Annotated in this window: 13 protein-coding genes; 9 read left to right on the plus strand and 4 right to left on the minus strand. The window is 69.1% G+C overall.

What is annotated here, in order from left to right; all coding sequences use genetic code 11:
- Positions 1 to 71: 71 nt before the first annotated feature.
- The 6 genes from eccCa to ACIA58_RS23985 all read left to right on the plus strand — a co-directional run bounded on the left by eccCa (position 72) and on the right by ACIA58_RS23985 (position 8,327).
- A complete protein-coding gene (gene eccCa / locus ACIA58_RS23960; RefSeq protein WP_396405974.1) occupies positions 72 to 4,091 on the plus strand; it encodes a type VII secretion protein EccCa in 4,020 nt (1,339 codons plus the stop codon).
- Positions 4,088 to 4,465, plus strand: coding sequence for a hypothetical protein (locus tag ACIA58_RS23965; RefSeq protein WP_396405975.1), 378 nt, complete (start codon positions 4,088 to 4,090; stop codon positions 4,463 to 4,465). Before eccCa ends, ACIA58_RS23965 begins: the two co-directional genes overlap by 4 nt.
- A complete protein-coding gene (locus tag ACIA58_RS23970) occupies positions 4,465 to 5,490 on the plus strand; it encodes a DUF6177 family protein (RefSeq protein ID WP_396405976.1) in 1,026 nt (341 codons plus the stop codon). The genes ACIA58_RS23965 and ACIA58_RS23970 overlap by 1 nt, the downstream gene beginning before the upstream one ends.
- The gene (locus ACIA58_RS23975) at positions 5,487 to 6,809 is read left to right on the plus strand and encodes an EsaB/YukD family protein (protein WP_396405977.1); all 1,323 of its coding nucleotides are present in this window, start codon (positions 5,487 to 5,489) and stop codon (positions 6,807 to 6,809) included. The genes ACIA58_RS23970 and ACIA58_RS23975 overlap by 4 nt, the downstream gene beginning before the upstream one ends.
- Before the next feature lie 12 nt (positions 6,810 to 6,821).
- Complete coding sequence (locus ACIA58_RS23980; RefSeq protein WP_396405978.1) at positions 6,822 to 7,619, plus strand: MinD/ParA family protein; 798 nt, start codon at positions 6,822 to 6,824, stop codon at positions 7,617 to 7,619.
- 126 nt (positions 7,620 to 7,745) lie between these two features.
- A complete protein-coding gene (locus ACIA58_RS23985; RefSeq protein WP_396405979.1) occupies positions 7,746 to 8,327 on the plus strand; it encodes a Rieske (2Fe-2S) protein in 582 nt (193 codons plus the stop codon).
- 60 nt (positions 8,328 to 8,387) lie between these two features.
- Here ACIA58_RS23985 and ACIA58_RS23990 read toward each other — a convergent pair whose 3' ends face one another.
- Both ACIA58_RS23990 and ACIA58_RS23995 read right to left on the minus strand, forming a co-directional pair.
- Complete coding sequence (locus ACIA58_RS23990) at positions 8,388 to 9,629, minus strand: S8 family peptidase (RefSeq protein ID WP_396405980.1); 1,242 nt, start codon at positions 9,627 to 9,629, stop codon at positions 8,388 to 8,390.
- 149 nt (positions 9,630 to 9,778) lie between these two features.
- Entirely contained in the window at positions 9,779 to 10,234 is a 456-nt protein-coding gene (locus tag ACIA58_RS23995) for a DUF6194 family protein (protein WP_396405981.1), read from the minus strand.
- 82 nt (positions 10,235 to 10,316) lie between these two features.
- Here ACIA58_RS23995 and uvrC point away from each other — a divergent pair, with 82 nt between their 5' ends.
- The 3 genes from uvrC to yvcK are packed head-to-tail and all read left to right on the plus strand — an operon-like array spanning position 10,317 to position 14,151.
- A complete protein-coding gene (gene uvrC / locus ACIA58_RS24000) occupies positions 10,317 to 12,341 on the plus strand; it encodes an excinuclease ABC subunit UvrC (RefSeq protein WP_396405982.1) in 2,025 nt (674 codons plus the stop codon).
- Positions 12,342 to 12,346: 5 nt separating this feature from the next.
- Positions 12,347 to 13,213, plus strand: coding sequence for an RNase adapter RapZ (rapZ, locus tag ACIA58_RS24005; RefSeq protein ID WP_134115870.1), 867 nt, complete (start codon positions 12,347 to 12,349; stop codon positions 13,211 to 13,213).
- Entirely contained in the window at positions 13,210 to 14,151 is a 942-nt protein-coding gene (gene yvcK / locus ACIA58_RS24010) for a uridine diphosphate-N-acetylglucosamine-binding protein YvcK (protein WP_396405983.1), read from the plus strand. Before rapZ ends, yvcK begins: the two co-directional genes overlap by 4 nt.
- On the opposite strand, the gene ACIA58_RS24015 is transcribed toward yvcK, so the two are convergent.
- Positions 14,148 to 15,590, minus strand: coding sequence for a hypothetical protein (locus ACIA58_RS24015; RefSeq protein WP_396405984.1), 1,443 nt, complete (start codon positions 15,588 to 15,590; stop codon positions 14,148 to 14,150). The two genes, yvcK and ACIA58_RS24015, sit on opposite strands and share 4 nt — an antisense overlap.
- Positions 15,587 to 16,093 carry a SigE family RNA polymerase sigma factor gene (locus tag ACIA58_RS24020; protein ID WP_396405985.1) on the minus strand — a complete coding sequence of 169 codons (507 nt, stop codon included), beginning with the start codon at positions 16,091 to 16,093 and terminating at the stop codon, positions 15,587 to 15,589. The genes ACIA58_RS24015 and ACIA58_RS24020 overlap by 4 nt, the downstream gene beginning before the upstream one ends.
- Between the last annotated feature and the right edge of the window lie 94 nt (positions 16,094 to 16,187).

Below are 16,187 nucleotides of genomic sequence, written 5' to 3' on the forward strand. Positions count from 1 at the left end.
TGCCGGGCATCGAGTTGGCACGTACCAAGTCCCCCCACATCTGTGCGGGCCGGGCAGCGGAGGAAACCTTAGTGGCTAGCCGGATCGTGCATCGCCCGGCGAGGCAGATACCGGCCCCGGGGGTCGAGCAGCAGCGGGTCGTCGAACCCGCGCCGACGCTCGGGGGTGCGGGCGGCCGCGCCGGCGGCGGTGGCGCGCTGATGCAGGTCCTTCCGGCCCTCAGCGGCGTCGGGTCGATGGTCATGATGACCGTGGGACGGTCCGGGCCGATGGTGATGATCGGTATCGGCATGGCGGTGGTCACGGTGGTCGGCATGGTCGGGGGCACGCTCGCCGGCCGGGGCGGCGGCGGCAAGCAGCGCAAGGTCCAGCGCACCCGGTACCTGGACTACCTGGAGCGGCTGCGCGACGAGTTCTCCGTGCAGGAGCGCAAGGCACGCAGCGCGGCACTGGCCCTGAACCCGCCGCCGGACGCGCTGCTGGACTGCGTCAACGACGTGTCCCGGCTCTGGGCACGGCGGCGTACCGACAGTGACTTCCTGCAGCCCCGCTGCGGCACCGGCCGGGTTCCCGTCGTACCGGCGGTGGTCGGTCAGTCGGGCTCCGCGATGGAGCCGCCGGACCAGTTCATGATGGCCGAGGCGAATGCGCTGGTCCGCCGGTTCACGCTGATCCCCGAGATGCCGCTGACGGTACCGCTGGACCACGTGGGCAACGTGAGCATCGTCGGCGATCGGGACGGCGTCGTCCGCGTCGCGCGGTCCCTGCTTGTGCAGGCCGCGGTGTGGCATGCACCGGAGGACGTGGCGATTGCTGCCGCGTTCCCGAGCGCAGCCAAGGCGGACTGGGAGTGGTTGACCTGGCTGCCGCACGTGGAAGACACCGACCGCCGGATCGGGCCGACCCCGTTCCGTCGGATGGCTGACAGCCCTGGGGCGCTCTCGGCGCTGCTGTCCGACGACCTGTCCGAACGGGTGCAGTGGGCGACCGAGTCGCGACGTGGTTCGGTCGGATTCGACGACCGGCGTCGGCTGACACAGCGGCTGCTGGTGCTCCACGACACGTACGGTGAGGTGTCGGAGGACGTCCGCCCGCGGGCCGACGACACGCTCGTGCCGGGGGAACTCGGCGTGACCGTGCTGCATCTGGTGTCCGACCGTGTCCAGGAGCCGAGCGCGGTGACGATCCGGATCACGGTGTACGGCGACGACGTGCGGGTCGAAGATCTGCGCGGGCAGTACCTGATCAGCGCCGGCGGGCAGGTGGACCGCACCGACGCGGCGCTGGCCGAGGGCATTGCCCGCTCACTCGCACCGCTGCGCCTGTCCGCGGACTCGATCGGTGAGGACGCACAGCTGGACGACATCGACTTCATGACGTTGCTGAGCATCGACGACGTCGCGCGGCTGGACTTCCAGCAGCTCTGGAAACCGCGTCCTGACCGGGCTTTCCTGCGCGTGCCGCTGGGCGTCGACGACGGCGGCGGTACGACGCTGGTCGACCTGAAGGAGTCCGCGCAGCTCGGAATGGGCCCGCACGGCCTCATCATCGGCGCGACCGGTTCCGGCAAGTCCGAGGTACTGCGGACGATGGTGATGGCGTTGCTCGCGACACACACACCGGACGACCTGGCCCTGGTGCTGGTGGACTTCAAGGGCGGTGCGACATTCGCGCCGTTCGAAGGCGTGCCGCACGTGGCAGGCATCATCACGAACCTGCAGGACGACGCCGGCCTGATCGAACGGGCGTATGCGAGCCTGGCGGGCGAGGTGCAGCGCAGGCAGCAGGTCCTGAAGGATGCCGGCAACATCGCGAACATCACCGACTACCGCCTGCACCGCCGGCAGCGCCCGGAGATGGCGCCGCTCCCGCACCTGTTCGTGATCATCGACGAGTTCGGGGAGTTGCTGAACCAGCGTCCCGACTTCATCGACCTCTTCCTGTCGATCGGACGGATCGGACGGTCGATCGGCGTGCACCTGCTGCTGTCGAGCCAGCGGATCGAGTCAGGAGCGTTGCGGGGGCTGGACACCTACTTGTCGTACCGGCTGGGGCTGCGGACGTTCTCCGAGGAGGAGAGCCGGACTGTCCTCGACAGTACGGACGCGTTCCACCTGCCGCCGTTGCCGGGGTTCGGGTACCTGAAGGTGGATACGAGCGTCTACCAGCGGTTCAAGGCCGCATATGTCTCCGGGCCGTACGTCCCGCCGACAGGGGACGAGGTGGAGGACGAGGACGCCGGTGGACGGCCCCACGAGATCCCGACGTACCAGCAGCGGCCGCAGGAACTGCTCGGCGCGCCGGCCGAGCTGATGGCGACAGAACGAACCACCGGGCCGACGGTGCTGGACGTGTTCGTCGACCAGGTCCGCACTGCGGCGAAGCCGATCCTGAAGATCTGGCTGCCGCCGCTGCCGGCCGCGTGCACCCTGGATGCCCTGGCCGGGCGGACGGACTTCGTCGCGGAGCGTGGCCTGCAGCTCGCGGCCGGGGCACCTCGGATGCAGCCGCCGATCGGTGTGATCGACGACCCGCGCCGGCAGCGGCAGGACGTGTACCCGTTGGACCTGACCCGAGCGGGTGGGCACGTTGCGTTCGTGGGCGGCCCGCAGTCCGGCAAGACGACGGCGTTGCGCACCGTGGTCACGTCGCTCGCCCACACGCACACACCACAGCAGGTCGCGATCTACGCGCTGGACCTCGCCGGTGGTGGCATGCAGGCACTGTCCGGGCTGCCGCACGTCGGCGGGATCGCTCTGCGGACCGACCGGGAGCGGATCCGCCGTACTGTCGAAGAGGTCCGCACCATGATCGACATCCGTGAGCGGGTGTTCCGCAACCACGGGATCGACACGATGGAGGCGCTGCGAGACGAGCACGCGGCCGGACGGGTCCCGGAGCTGCCGACCGCTGACGTGGTTCTGGTCGTCGACAACTACGGTGCGGTCCGGACGACGTTCGACGAACTGGACGAGCCCCTGACGGACATCCTGCAGCGCGGCAGCAGCTATGGCGTACACGTAGTCGCCGCGATGATGCGCTGGAACGACATCCGGATGCAGAACCAGGCACTGTTCGGGACGACGCTCGAGCTGCGGTTGAACGACGCGACCGATTCGAACATCGACCGGCGGCTGCAGGAGGTCCTGCGCAAGGCAGGTCCGGGGCGGCTGCTCGTGCCAGGCAGCAAGCTGTTCGTCCAGGTAGCGCTGCCACGCGTCGACGGCGACGCGTCGGACGACAACCTCTCCGATGTGCTCGAGGCACAGGCCATGACAGCGCGGTCCGCATGGAACGGGCCCCGCGCGCCACAGATCCGGATCCTGCCGCTGCAGCTGCCGCGGGCCAACGTCCCGGACGAGGTCGGCCGGCAGGGCGTCGTACCGGTCGGTGTGGACGAGAGGGCGCTGGCGCCGGTGTATCTGGATCTGGCGGGCCGGGACAGCAACCTGGTCGTCTTCGGCGACAGCGGGTCCGGCAAGACCAACCTGATGCGGCTGGTCGTACAGCAGCTCATCGAACAGCACACGTCCGACGAGCTCGTGTTCGCGGTAATGGATCCCCGCCGCGGACTCCGCGAGTACGTGCCGGCGGCGTACGTCGGCGGCTACGCGCCCACGGGCCGGGTCGCGGCAGGGCTGGCGGCAGGGGTCTCGCAGGAGCTGGCCAAGCGGATGCCGGACGACACCGGAACGATCCCGGAGGCGGGCCGCGGCGGGCCGCGCATCGTTGTACTCGCCGACGACTACGACCTGCTGACGACCGGTGGTCAGTCGCCGATGGACCCGTTTCTGCCGTACGTCGGGGCGGGCCGCGACATCAAGCTGCACTTCATCGTGACCCGGCGGGCGTCGGGTGCATCGCGGCAGCTGTACGAGCCGTTCCTGTCCGCCGTACTCGAGTCAGGAACGGCGGGACTGGTGATGTCCGGGGACCGGAACGAGGGCCAGCTGTTCACGGGTGCGTATCCGGGGGACTACCCGCCGGGCCGCGGTCTGTTCGTACGACGCGGTGACGCACCTCAGCTCGTCCAGACCGCCCTGGCCGACCCGCTGCACGCATCCCAGCCGAGTGGAGGAGCTACGAGATGAGCTACGACCTGGTGTTGCTGCTGGACGGGCGACCGACGAGCGACGACGTACTCGCGGGCCTCGGTGCGGCGGGGAACGACCTCCGGGTCCGCGCTGTGGCCGACGGAGCCGTCATCCAGCTGTGTGACGACGACGGCGTGCCATTGGTGTCGATCGAGATCCCGCTGCTGATCCAGGTGCCCGGTGAGGTCGAGCGGATGCTCGGACCGGACGTAGGCGCGGTCAGGACGCCGACCTGGTGGGTCGAGGTCCGGGCGGGGGCCGAGCAGCGGGTACGGGAGATCGCGGACAGGTACGCCGAGAACCTGATCGCCAGGCTCGGCGGCCGGGTGTGCGACACGTCGCCGATGGTTGCCGGGAAGGAGCACAACTGATGCCCAACGACCTGATGTTCAGCCCAGGCGTCGACCTGATCACCGATCGGGTGGCAGTGGTGATGCAGGACCGCGCGGTCGTGGGCATGTCGTCGTGGCTTGCCGATGCGGTCCTTGCGGCGACGGCCGAGGACCGCGGCATCCAGCTGGTCACATCACCCGCCACACGGCTGACCTGGCCCGTCCGCTCGAAACTCTTCGGCGAGCCCATCTCGCGGTGGGTGGTGGCGGTGGACGACGACGAGTACTTCGACGGGCTGAACGGCGCCCGGCTGAAGTGGAACGGCGAGCTGTTCGTGGCTGTGCTGACAGGTGACGGCGACGGCACCGCAGACATCCATCCGGCGTTCTTGGTCGAGGAGACGCCGACCGCGCATCTACAGCTGACCGTGCGGGTGCGGCACCAGGCGACGGAGTCCCTCGAGGTCGGCCATCTGGCGGAGAAGCTGTTCACCGAGACGACCGGCGGCGGCCCGACCGGGTGGTCGACGTCCGAGCCCGTGACCCAGCCGTGGAGCCCGGCAGCGCTCACGGAGTACTGCCGGGGGCGTGCGCCCGCGCCGACCTGGCTGGTGCTGTCGGGTCAGCCGGGCGATGACTTCAAGCCGGCGCGCGGCACGCTCGAGCTGCTCCGGACCATGTCGGGAGTGGACGAGACGGTGACCCTGTGCGTGGCACAGCCCGGGACGGGTTTCCCGCCGGTCACAGACGTCGGTCGTGTCATCGACGACGTCGCCGACAACTTCGAGCTGATCTCGGCGCTCGTCATGGGCTCGTACGGCGCGGCGGACGGCACCTACCAGCCACGCTTCGCGGGAGTGGCCGGCCCGATCGGTGTCGCCGCAGGCTATGAGGCCCTCAACGGGCGGCCGCTGGCCGAAGCCCTGGCTGTCGACGGGATCCCGACCGCCTTGGCGATCGGTCCGGCGCACAAGCCGGCGCTGTGGTATCCGCTCGGAGACGGGCGTCCGGAAGACTGGGGGAAGTTCCAGAAGGTGATGGAGAAGCTGGTGCCTGCCGCATGAGCACCTACAGCCGGGTCACAGTCATCGGCCGGCGGCGTCGCATGGACGCTGTGCTTCCGGCAGACGAGCCGCTGGGGGTTCTGCTGCCGGACCTGCTCCGGATGCTCGACGAGCCGCTCCAAGAGACGCCGCGACGCCGCTTCCTGACCACCGCCGACGGCACGCTGGTGCCGCCGGAAGGCACGCTCGCCGGCTCGCTGGTGCTCGACGGCGCGGTGCTGCGACTGGCGGCAGAGGGCGAGCTGCCGGCGCCACCGACCGTGTACGACGTGACCGAGGAGGCGGTCGCCGACCTCGAACGACGAGGTACTGCGTTCAAGCCCAGCCACCGGCGCATCCTTGCGGGAACCGGGCTGGTCTTCTCGGTGGTTGCAGGTGGGATCTCCGTCCTCGTCGCTGCGCCGAACCCGGTGACGGCAGCTGTCCTGCTGGTGCTCGCCGCGATCTGTGCCTTCGTCGGCATCGCACTCGGCCGCGTGGGCAACAAGCTGATGGCAATCCCGCTGGTGACGATCGCGACCGTCACGCTGGCGCTGGCTGTCGGGTACTGGGCGCTGGATGCGGGCTGGACCTTCGGGCTGGTCCTGACTGTCGGTGCGTTGTGTCTGGCGTTCGGCCCGCTGTTCTATGCGGCCGCTGGCGTCGCAGGTGGTGGCGTTGTCGCCGGAGCGACGGCGCTGCTGTTCGTCGCGGTCTGGATGATCGGTGTCGGCACCGGTCTGGCCGCTGAGCGGGTCGGTGCGCTCGCTGCGCTGCTCGCCGTACTGCTGCTGGGGCTACTGCCGCGGATGGCGCTGGCGCTGTCCGGGCTGTCTGGTCTGGACGACCAGCGAGCCGCCGGCCGGGAGATCATGCGCGGCGACGTACAGAGCGCGCTGAACGCGGCGCACCTCGGCCTGGCGCTGGCGACCGCGCCAATCGCGGTGTCGTCGGCAGTCGCCGGCCTCATGTTGTTGCGGCAGGGCTCTGTCTGGGCGGTTGGGCTGGCGCTCGTCCTGGCGTTCCTGCTCGCGTCTCGGTCGCGCATGTACCCGTTGCTGAGCGAGGTCGCCGTACTGTTCGCCGCAGCGTTCACCATCGTCTCCGGCTGCGTCCTGATCGCCGCCGTCACCGGACAGGGCGGCGCGTTCATCGCTCTCGGTCTGTTGGTCCTGGTCGCGATGTTCTGCGCGTTCGGCCTGGGCTTTGCTCCGGCAGAGCATGTCCGCGCCCGGCTGACACAGGTGCTGGACTATGTTGAGGTGGTGGCGATCATCGCTGTGGTCCCACTGGCGCTGGGAGTCTTCGGCGTCTACACGAGCCTGCTGCACAAGTTCTGACGACCGGATGGAATGACTGACTCTGACGGGCAGGGCGGCCTACTGCGCCGAATCGCCAGCGAGGCGGCGTACCTGGTCGGTGGCTCGAGCCGGATGCGGCGCGACGTCGACGACCTGGCCACCGTACGTCGGCCGATCGCGATCACCCGCAGGATCGGGGTGACCAGTCCGGTGATCAACGGCGGTACGTCGACGGTCGCCGCCTTGCTGTCGACGATGCTGGCGTCGCAGCGCGCCGATCGGGTGGTGGCGGTCGACGTCGACCCGTCCGGTGCGGAGCTGTCGCGGCGGCTCGAGCTGGCCCTCGGAGCTGGGGCGATCGAGGGCGTCAGCCTGATCCGCAGCAACCCGGCGGTCGCTGCGCTGCGGTCCACGCTCGCCGATGTGCAGAGCCAGGGGGCACGCGACGTCGGGCTCGCTCTGGTGGACTGCCCGGGCAGCATGTACGACGAGATCGCGACCGAGATGGCGAACACGGGGCACTGCACGGTGCTCGTCGTACCGTCGGCCCAGCCGGTCGCGGGCTATTGCCTGCAGCAGCTCGACACGCTCGGACCGGCCGGGCAGGACCTGCTCCTCAGCCGGGGAGTCGTCGTGATCACGATGGTCGAGAACGCCGACGAGGACACCAGCCGGTGGCTGGGGGAGGCGCTTCGGCAGCGGGGTCTGGCGCCGGTCATGTTGCCGTACGACCCGCATGTCGCCGGGGCGTGGCCGCTGCATTCGAGTGAGCTGCAGGCCGAGACGCGTCGCGCCGTACTGGAACTCGCGGCCCGGGTCGTGGAGACGGTGACCCGGTCTGCCAGCTGATTCACAGCAAACCTTCAAACTGCGGTTGAATCCGCGAGCGGTTGAACCGTTCGGCTCATCCGGTCGTTTGAGTCGGTATATAGCGTTCAACTACTTCGACTCGCAGGCTCCTGGAGGTCCAGATTCATGAGCGATGACACGATGGCACCAGTCACCACACCGCAGCCGGCCGAGGCTGTGCCCAGCACAGCGGCGGCCGATCTGCGCGACCGGAGGACGGTGCTCCGCTGCGCGGCCGTGGCCGCGCTGGTGGGTGCCAGCGCCCCGATCCTTGCGGCCTGCGGTAGTAGCGACGACGCGTCCGGAGGCAGCTCCACGCCGTCGGCCACCGGTTCGAGCTCCTCGCCGAGTGCGAGCACCCCGTCCTCCAGCGCGCCGTCCTCCAGTGCACCCTCGTCGAGTGCGCCTGCCGGCGGCGGCACGGTCCTCGGCCCGGTGTCCGACGTACCGGTCGGCGGCGGCAAGGTGTTCACCGACGCCAAGGTCGTCGTGACCCAGCCGACCGCGGGTCAGTACAAGGGCTTCTCCGCGGTCTGCACGCACCAGGGCAACATCGTCGGCTCCGTCGAGGACGGCCAGATCGTCTGCCCGTTCCACAACAGCCACTTCAAGATCAGCGACGGCAGCGTGGCCAGCGGGCCGGCGCAGTCGCCGCTGCCCGCGGTCAACGTCGCGGTCGAGGGCGCCAACATCGTTCAGTCCGCCTGACCCCGTCCGGCAGGCATGAGAAAGGGCCCGGCCTGCGGGCCGGGCCCTTTCGTTCTCGGATCAGGACTGGGCCGGATCCGCCTTCCCGACGAACAGGAGCTTGTTCGGCGACGCGTCACCCGGGTCGCCGACCTTGTCCGGCGTCGAGTTCGTGACGAGCGCCTTGGCGACGTCTGCCGGCGTCGCGTCCGGGTGGTCGGCCAGGTACAGCGCGATCCCGCCGGCGACGTGCGGCGTGGCCATCGACGTACCGCTCATCTTCGCGGTGGCGTCCGGGTCGGTGATGCCGACCGAGGTGATGTCGACACCCGGCGCGAACAGGTCCACGCACTTGCCGAAGTTCGAGAACGACGCCCGCCGGTCCTGGTCGTCGGTCGCGCCGACCGTGATCGCCGAGGGCTCCCGGGCCGGCGAGCTCAGGCAGGCGTCCGCGCTGTCGTTGCCGGCAGCAACGGCATAGGTGACGCCGGCGCCGACCGAGGCCTTCACCGCCGCGTCCAGCGCGTCGTCCGCGCCGCCGCCGAGGCTCATGTTCGCGACCGCGGGCTTCTTGGCGTTCTTGGTCACCCAGTCGATTCCGGCCACCACGGACTCGGTCGAGCCGGAGCCCGTGCAGTCGAGCACGCGGACCGCGATCACCTTCGCGCCCTTGGCCACGCCGTACGTCGTACCGGCGATGGTGCCGGCCACGTGGCTGCCGTGACCCATGCAGTCGACGCCGTTCTGGCCGTCGCCGACGGTGTCGGTGCCGACCGAGGCGCGGTCGCCGAAGTCCTTGTGCTTGGCGTAGATACCGGTGTCGATCACGTAGACGTTCACGTTGTCGGCCGTCGTCGACGCCTCGTACTTCTTGTCCAGCGGCAGATCGCGCTGGTCGGCGCGGTCCAGGCCCCACGGCGGGTTGTCCTGGTTGACGCTGATCTTCTGGTTCTGCTGGACGAACGCGACCCTCGAGTCGCCGGCCAGCTTCTTCGCCTGGTCCTCACTCATGCTCGCGGAGAAGCCCTTGATCGAGGCGTCGTACTGGTCCTTGACCTTGACGTCGTAGCTCGTCGCCAGGCTCTGCGTGGTGACCCGGGTCTGCGCCTGCGACCGCTGGCCGTTCAGTACGACGATGTAGCTGCCGGGGATCGCGTTCGAACTTCCGGCGCCACGGATCGACGCGGTACCGGCCGGGGCCGGCTGTGCCGCGTTGCTGCCGGCTGCCGACGCGACGATGCCGGTGGCTGCGAGCGCTGAAGCCGCGAGTGCGCCTAGGAAACGGCGCGGTACAGCGCGCGGCCTGCTCAGGGATGGGGACATGGGCGGAACTCCCTCGAGTCAGCGCAAGGCGTTGTTGCCTCACGCAAAGGTCCTGCACATCTACCCTGTGTCACACGCTAGAGACGACGCTCATCCCAACCGGGGGTCAAACCGGGCTTATGGGGCAAGCCGCAACACGACTGCAAAGTTCACTGCGTTTGGCGGGACTGATGGTTGGCGTACTTACGAGCCGCGAACTCGTAGGCCTCCTCGAGGTGAGGTACGAGTGCGCCGAGGTCGGTCGGATCGACGATGCAGACCCAGTACTGCGAGGCGTAGAACGGGTGCGGCATCAGGGTGCCGCGCGCCGTGTAGTCGTGACCCGAGTCGAGCACCCAGTCCGCGTCCCGCTCGGTCGGCGCCGCTCCGAAGAGGGACGTGTACGTCGCCTTGGTGAGACCGATGTTCAGCCGCCAGGCGCCCGGCTCGTCGAGTCGCGACACCGTCTCATAGTGGTCGCCGGTGACAATGGTGGCGAACGGCTGCTGTCGCTCCGGTGGGAGGTCGGCCGCCGGGTCGTAGAGGTAGAACAGGTCGTCCTGGGCCTCGAGCACCCGGACACCGTCGTACGCGCGGATCGTCCGATCCAGTTCGTCGATCGTCATACCTTCAAGTCTGTCATTGAACCTGCTTTAGAGACTTTGCCGGAATTCCGGATTTGTCGGCATCGCGAACTAGGGTGGTTGGGTGGCTGATCCGTCCTCCTACCGTCCCGCTCCGGGATCGATCCCCGACTCGCCCGGCGTCTACCGTTTCAGCGACTCCGCCGGGCGGGTGATCTACGTCGGCAAGGCGAAGAACCTGCGGGCCCGGTTGTCGTCGTACTTCCAGGACCTGGTGAACCTGCACCCCCGCACGCAGGCGATGGTCACGACGGCCTCGAAGGTCGAGTGGACCGTGGTCGCCAGCGAGGTCGAGTCGCTGCAGCTGGAGTACTCCTGGATCAAGGAGTACGACCCGCGCTTCAACGTGAAGTACCGCGACGACAAGTCGTACCCGTGGCTCGCCATCACCCTCAACGAGGACTACCCGCGGGTGATGGTCGGCCGCGGCCAGAAGAAGAAGGGCGTGCGGTACTTCGGTCCGTACAGCCACGCCTGGGCGATCCGCGAGACCGTCGACCTGCTGCTCCGGGTGTTCCCGATGCGCTCGTGCAGCAAGGGCGTCTTCAACCGGCACCGCCAGATCGGCCGCCCCTGCCTGCTCGGGTACATCGGCAAGTGCGCCGCGCCCTGCACCGGTCAGGTGACCCAGGACGAGCACCGCAAGATCGTCGACGACTTCGCGGCGTTCCTGTCCGGCCAGACCGCGACGTACGTGCGCCGGCTGGAGAAGGAGATGAAGGCCGCCGCGGCCGAGCTCGAGTACGAGCGGGCCGCAAAGATCCGCGACGACCTGGCCGCGCTCGAGAAGGCCCTGGCCAAGAACGCGGTCGTCCTCGGCGACGGCACCGACACCGACGTGATCGCGCTGAGCGAGGACCCGCTCGAGGTCGCCGTGCAGATCTTCTACGTCCGCGGCGGCCGGATCCGCGGTGAGCGCGGCTGGATCGCCGACAAGGCCGACGGTACGGCGACGACCGGCGACCTCGTCTCGCGATTCATCCAGCAGATGTACGCCGACGACTCGGTCGACGCGATCCCGCGCGAGATCCTGGTCCCGACCATGCCGGAGGACGCCGACGCGCTGACCGAGTGGCTGGAGGGGATCCGCGGCGCGCGGGTGTCGATCCGGGTCCCGCAGCGCGGCGACAAGAAGGCGCTGATGGAGACCGTCGAGCGCAACGCGTTGCAGACGTTGACGATGCACAAGACCAAGCGGGCCAGCGATCTGACCACCCGCAACCAGGCGCTCGAGGAGATCCAGGCCGGGCTCGACCTGCCCGAGGCACCGCTGCGGCTGGAGTGCTACGACATCTCGAACCTGCAGGGCACCGAGGTGGTCGCCTCGATGGTCGTCTTCGAGGACGGCCTGCCCCGCAAGAGCGAGTACCGGCGGTTCGTGATCAAGGGCGTCGACGGGCAGAACGACGTCGCCTCGATCGCCGAGGTCCTGACCCGCCGCTTCAAGCGGCTGCTCGACGACCGGGCCGCGATGACCGAGGACGACGACCCGTCGGCGGCGCTGATCGACCCGGAGACGGGCCGGGCGAAGAAGTTCTCCTACGCGCCCAGCCTGGTCGTGGTCGACGGCGGTCCGCCTCAGGTGGCGGCGGCCCGGCAGGCGATGGACGAGCTCGGCCTCGGCGACATCCCGGTGTGCGGCCTGGCCAAACGGCTCGAGGAGGTCTGGCTGCCGGACGAGGAGGACCCGGTCATCTTCTCCCGTACGTCGGAGGGCTTGTACCTGCTGCAGCGACTCCGCGACGAGGCGCACCGGTTCGCGATCACGCACCACCGCAACCGCCGGTCGAAGTCGATGGTCGAGAGCACGCTCGACGAGGTCCCGGGGCTGGGCGAGGTCCGGCGGAAGACCTTGCTGCGGCACTTCGGGTCGTTGAAGAAGTTGCGTGCGGCGACGATCGACGAGGTCGCGGACCTGCCCGGTTTCGGGCCGCGGCTGGCCGAGTCCGTCGTACTCGCGGTGAACGCTGCCGCAACGAAGGCGGAAACCGGCCGGGCGCCATCGGTGAACACGGCCACAGGCGAGATACTGGGCGACGACGTCCCGGCGCCGGCCGGGGCGCCTGACGGGGACTCCAGGGAGAACTGAAACTGATGGACGACACGGGCGGCAACCTCATCATCGTGTCCGGCATGTCCGGCGCGGGACGGAGCTCCGTCGCCGACGTACTGGAAGACCTCGGCTGGTTCGTGGTGGACAACCTGCCGCCGATGTTCCTGACCACGCTGGTCGAGCAGGTCATCGGCACCGGCGCGGCGCCACGGCTCGCGGTCGTCGTCGACGTCCGGACCGGCTTGTTCTTCGAGGAGCTGAGCTCGGCCATCCACGACCTGCGGCTGAAGGGCTATCGCCCGCTCACGCTGTTCCTCGAGGCCTCGGACGACGTGATCGTGCGCCGGCAGGAGAGCGTCCGCCGGCCGCACCCGCTGCAGGGCGAGGGCCGGCTGCTGGACGGCATCCAGCGCGAGCGCGAACTGCTCGGTGACATCCGGGCCGGCGCCGACCTGGTCATCGACACCTCGAGCCTCAACATCCACCAGCTCGCCGCGAAGATCGTGAACGCCTTCGGCGACGAGGAGAACGCCGAGCTCCGGGCGACCGTGGTGTCGTTCGGGTTCAAGTACGGCATCCCGGTCGACGCCGACGTGGTCGCCGACATGCGCTTCATCCCGAACCCGTACTGGCAGCCCGACCTGCGCCCGATGACCGGGCAGGACAAGCCTGTGTCAGACTTCGTGCTCGGCCATCCGCTGGCCCAGCAGTTCCTGCAGAACTACGTGGACGTGCTGGACACCCTGCGGACCGGCTACCTGAACGAGGGCAAGCGCTTCGTCACCGTCGCGATCGGCTGCACCGGGGGTAAGCACCGCAGCGTCGCGATGGCCGAGGAGATCGCCCGCAGGCTGCGCGAGAAGGGGTCGCCGACGTTGGTGGTACATCGGGACTTGGGGCGGGAGTGACGCGATCATCCCGAGTAGTAGCACTAGGTGGGGGACACGGTCTGGCCGCCTCCCTGTCCGCACTGCGCCACGTCACCGACCAGCTGACCGCGGTGGTCACCGTCGCGGACAACGGTGGCTCGTCGGGCCGGCTTCGCCAGGAGCTGGGTGTGCTGCCGCCGGGCGATCTGCGGATGGCCCTGGCCGCGCTGTGCCGCGACGACGAGTGGGGCCGCACGTGGGCCGACGTACTGCAGCATCGCTTCCGCAGCAACGGTGAGCTGCACGACCACGCGGTCGGCAACCTGCTGATCGTCGCGTTGTGGGAGCTCCTCGGCGAGGCGGTCGATGGGCTCGACTGGGTGGCGCGACTGCTCGGTGCACAAGGGCGCGTGCTGCCGATGTCCTCCGTACCGCTGGACATCACCGCGCGGGTGCTCGGGCTCGATCCCGCGCATCCCGAGGTGATCACTGAGATCCGCGGTCAGGCCGAGGTGGCGACGACCGAGGGGCACGTGGTCGATGTCGCGCTCGACCCCGCCGACCCGCCGGCTTGCCCCGAGGCGCTCGTAGCCATCGCCGAAGCCGACTGGGTCGTCGTCGGCCCGGGTTCATGGTTCACGTCCGTCATCCCGAATCTGCTGGTCCCCGAGCTCTGCCGCGGCCTCGAGCTGACCAGTGCCCGCCGACTCCTCACGCTGAACCTGGGGGAGCAGAAGGGCGAGACCGACGGCTTCTCACCCGAGACCCACCTAGAGGTGCTGGCCGCCCACGCACCGGACCTGCGCATCGACGTCGTCCTCGCGGACACCGGCCACGTGCCCGACCCCGAGTCACTCCGCCGTACTGCGGAATCCCTCGGGGCCGAGCTGGTGATCGCCGACATCGCCGCCGACGACCGCGACCTGCACCACGCCCCGGACAAACTCGCCAAGGTGTACCGCGAGATCTTCAGCTAGTCGAAGTCGACGTCCAGGTTCATCGGCTGGTCGTAGACCTGCTTGCCCCGGGCGTCGTACCCATGGACCCGGACGCTCTTGATGCCCGCGTTCCCGCCGGTCAGACCCCAGATGAAGAAGCCGTTCGACATCAATGCACGGGTCGGGCCGGTCGGCAGGTCGACGACGATCTGCGCGACCCCGTCGGGAACCATCGCGAAGCCGGACAGATTCTTGAACTTCCCGTCGGCCTGGACCGCGCCGCGGCTGTAGTCGTACGCGCCCTTCGCGGTCGGCGTCAGCATGTGACACCACGCGTACACGCGCTTGTCGGGCGAGATCAGCACCGCCGTCAGCTTGTCCCCGGTGCCGGTCTTGAGCGCGACCTGCCACGCCCGCGAGATCGGTCCGGCGGCCTTGATCACTGCGTCGTCGGTGTTCACGCCGCCGTTCGCCAGATCCTTGAAGTAGATCTCGTCGACGCCTTCGCACTGGGTGGTGACCTGTTCGTCGGTGAGCGGACTGACGGGTGGCGCGGCGGCGAGCGGCTTCCCGGTCCCGGGTTCCTTGGTCAGCACGACCACCGGCGTGATCGCTTGCGCGGTCTTGACGGTCACCGCCGGATCGACCGTCCGCGCCGGGCCCGTGAACGGCTTGGTCGTCTGGTCGTACACCTTCTTGCCGGCGGCGTCGTAGCCCCGGATCCGATCCAGCGTGATGAGCTTGTCGTCCTTGCCGGGGTGGCCGAGCGTGACGAATCCATCCGATCCGACCAGGGCCTCACGCGGGTTGCTTTCGCCGTCGATGTCGAGCAGCACGCGAGCCACACCGGGCGCCGGAACCCGGAACCCGTCCCGCACGGTCAGCGGAATCCGGTACTGACTCCTCGCCGCGACACTTGCCGTGCTGGTGCGCCCCATGCTCTCCGGCTTGGCCGGACCGTCCATGGTGCAGGTCACGACGACGGACTGGTCCGGTGAGAGGAGCAGGGTGTTCAGCACGGACTGATCGCCGCTCTTCACGACGACCTTCCACCGTCCGTTGATCGGACCGGCCTTGTCGGCGGTCTTGTGCTCGCTGTCGATCAGCCGTGCGTAGGCCAGGTCGTGCTCCGAGCATCGGCGCAGGACCTCGGCATCGGCCAACGGACTCACCGGCGGTGCCGGTACGACCGTCTTGCCGGTCTCGTTGTCGACGATGCGGCCGGTCTTGACGTCGATCGTGATGGTCTGACCCGACGGAGTACCGGCCGGGCCTGCGCTCTCGTCCCGGGTAGCGGACCAGGTGGCGATGCCGCCGATGATCGCCGCCGTGGTGAGGACCGCGGTGGAGGCGGTCGCGATGCGGGTACGGCGGACCGAACGCCGGGCCCGGATCAGCAGGTGGTCGACGTCGGTGTTCAGCGGCCGGTCGGTGTCGTCGGCAGCGGTCGCCAGCAGGTGTTCGATGTCGTTGTTCACGGGGCGCTCCTTTCGGTCTGGTCGAGAAGCTCGCGGAGGCGGGTGAGGGCTCGGGAGGTCTGGCTCTTCACGCCGCCGACGCCGATCCCCAGGACGGCGGCGGTCTGTTCGATGCTGAGATCGCCGTAGTGGCGCAGTACGACGCACGCCCGTTGGCTCGGCGGCAACGCGGCCAGGGCCTCGACGACGAACATCCGGTCGTCGACCGAGCCGGCCGGGTCTGCGAGCACGCCGGCACGATCGTCGGCGTCGATGAGTCGCTCGCGCCGCCATGGCTTGCGGGACTGGTCGAAGACCGATGTGACCAAGCACTGGTGGGCGTAGCTGTTCAGGCCATGCGTGCGGTCGATCCGGTTCCAACGGCGGTAGACCTTGACCAACGCGTCCTGCGCGGCATCCTCGGCGCGATGCCAGTCGCCGCACATCAGGTACGCCGTACGCCGCAGCCGCCGGATCATGGCGGCGGCGAACTCGGTGAACTCGGCTTCATCCGATGCCTTCATGCGCCTCCTCTCACAATGTCGCCGGGGTAACGCGATCAACCCGCCCGAAGGTTGCAGCGTCCCGGATGGCCGTAACCGCAGGCGCTCGGGGCCG

This window comes from Kribbella sp. NPDC051586 (assembly GCF_044453965.1).
Lineage (GTDB): Bacteria > Actinomycetota > Actinomycetes > Propionibacteriales > Kribbellaceae > Kribbella.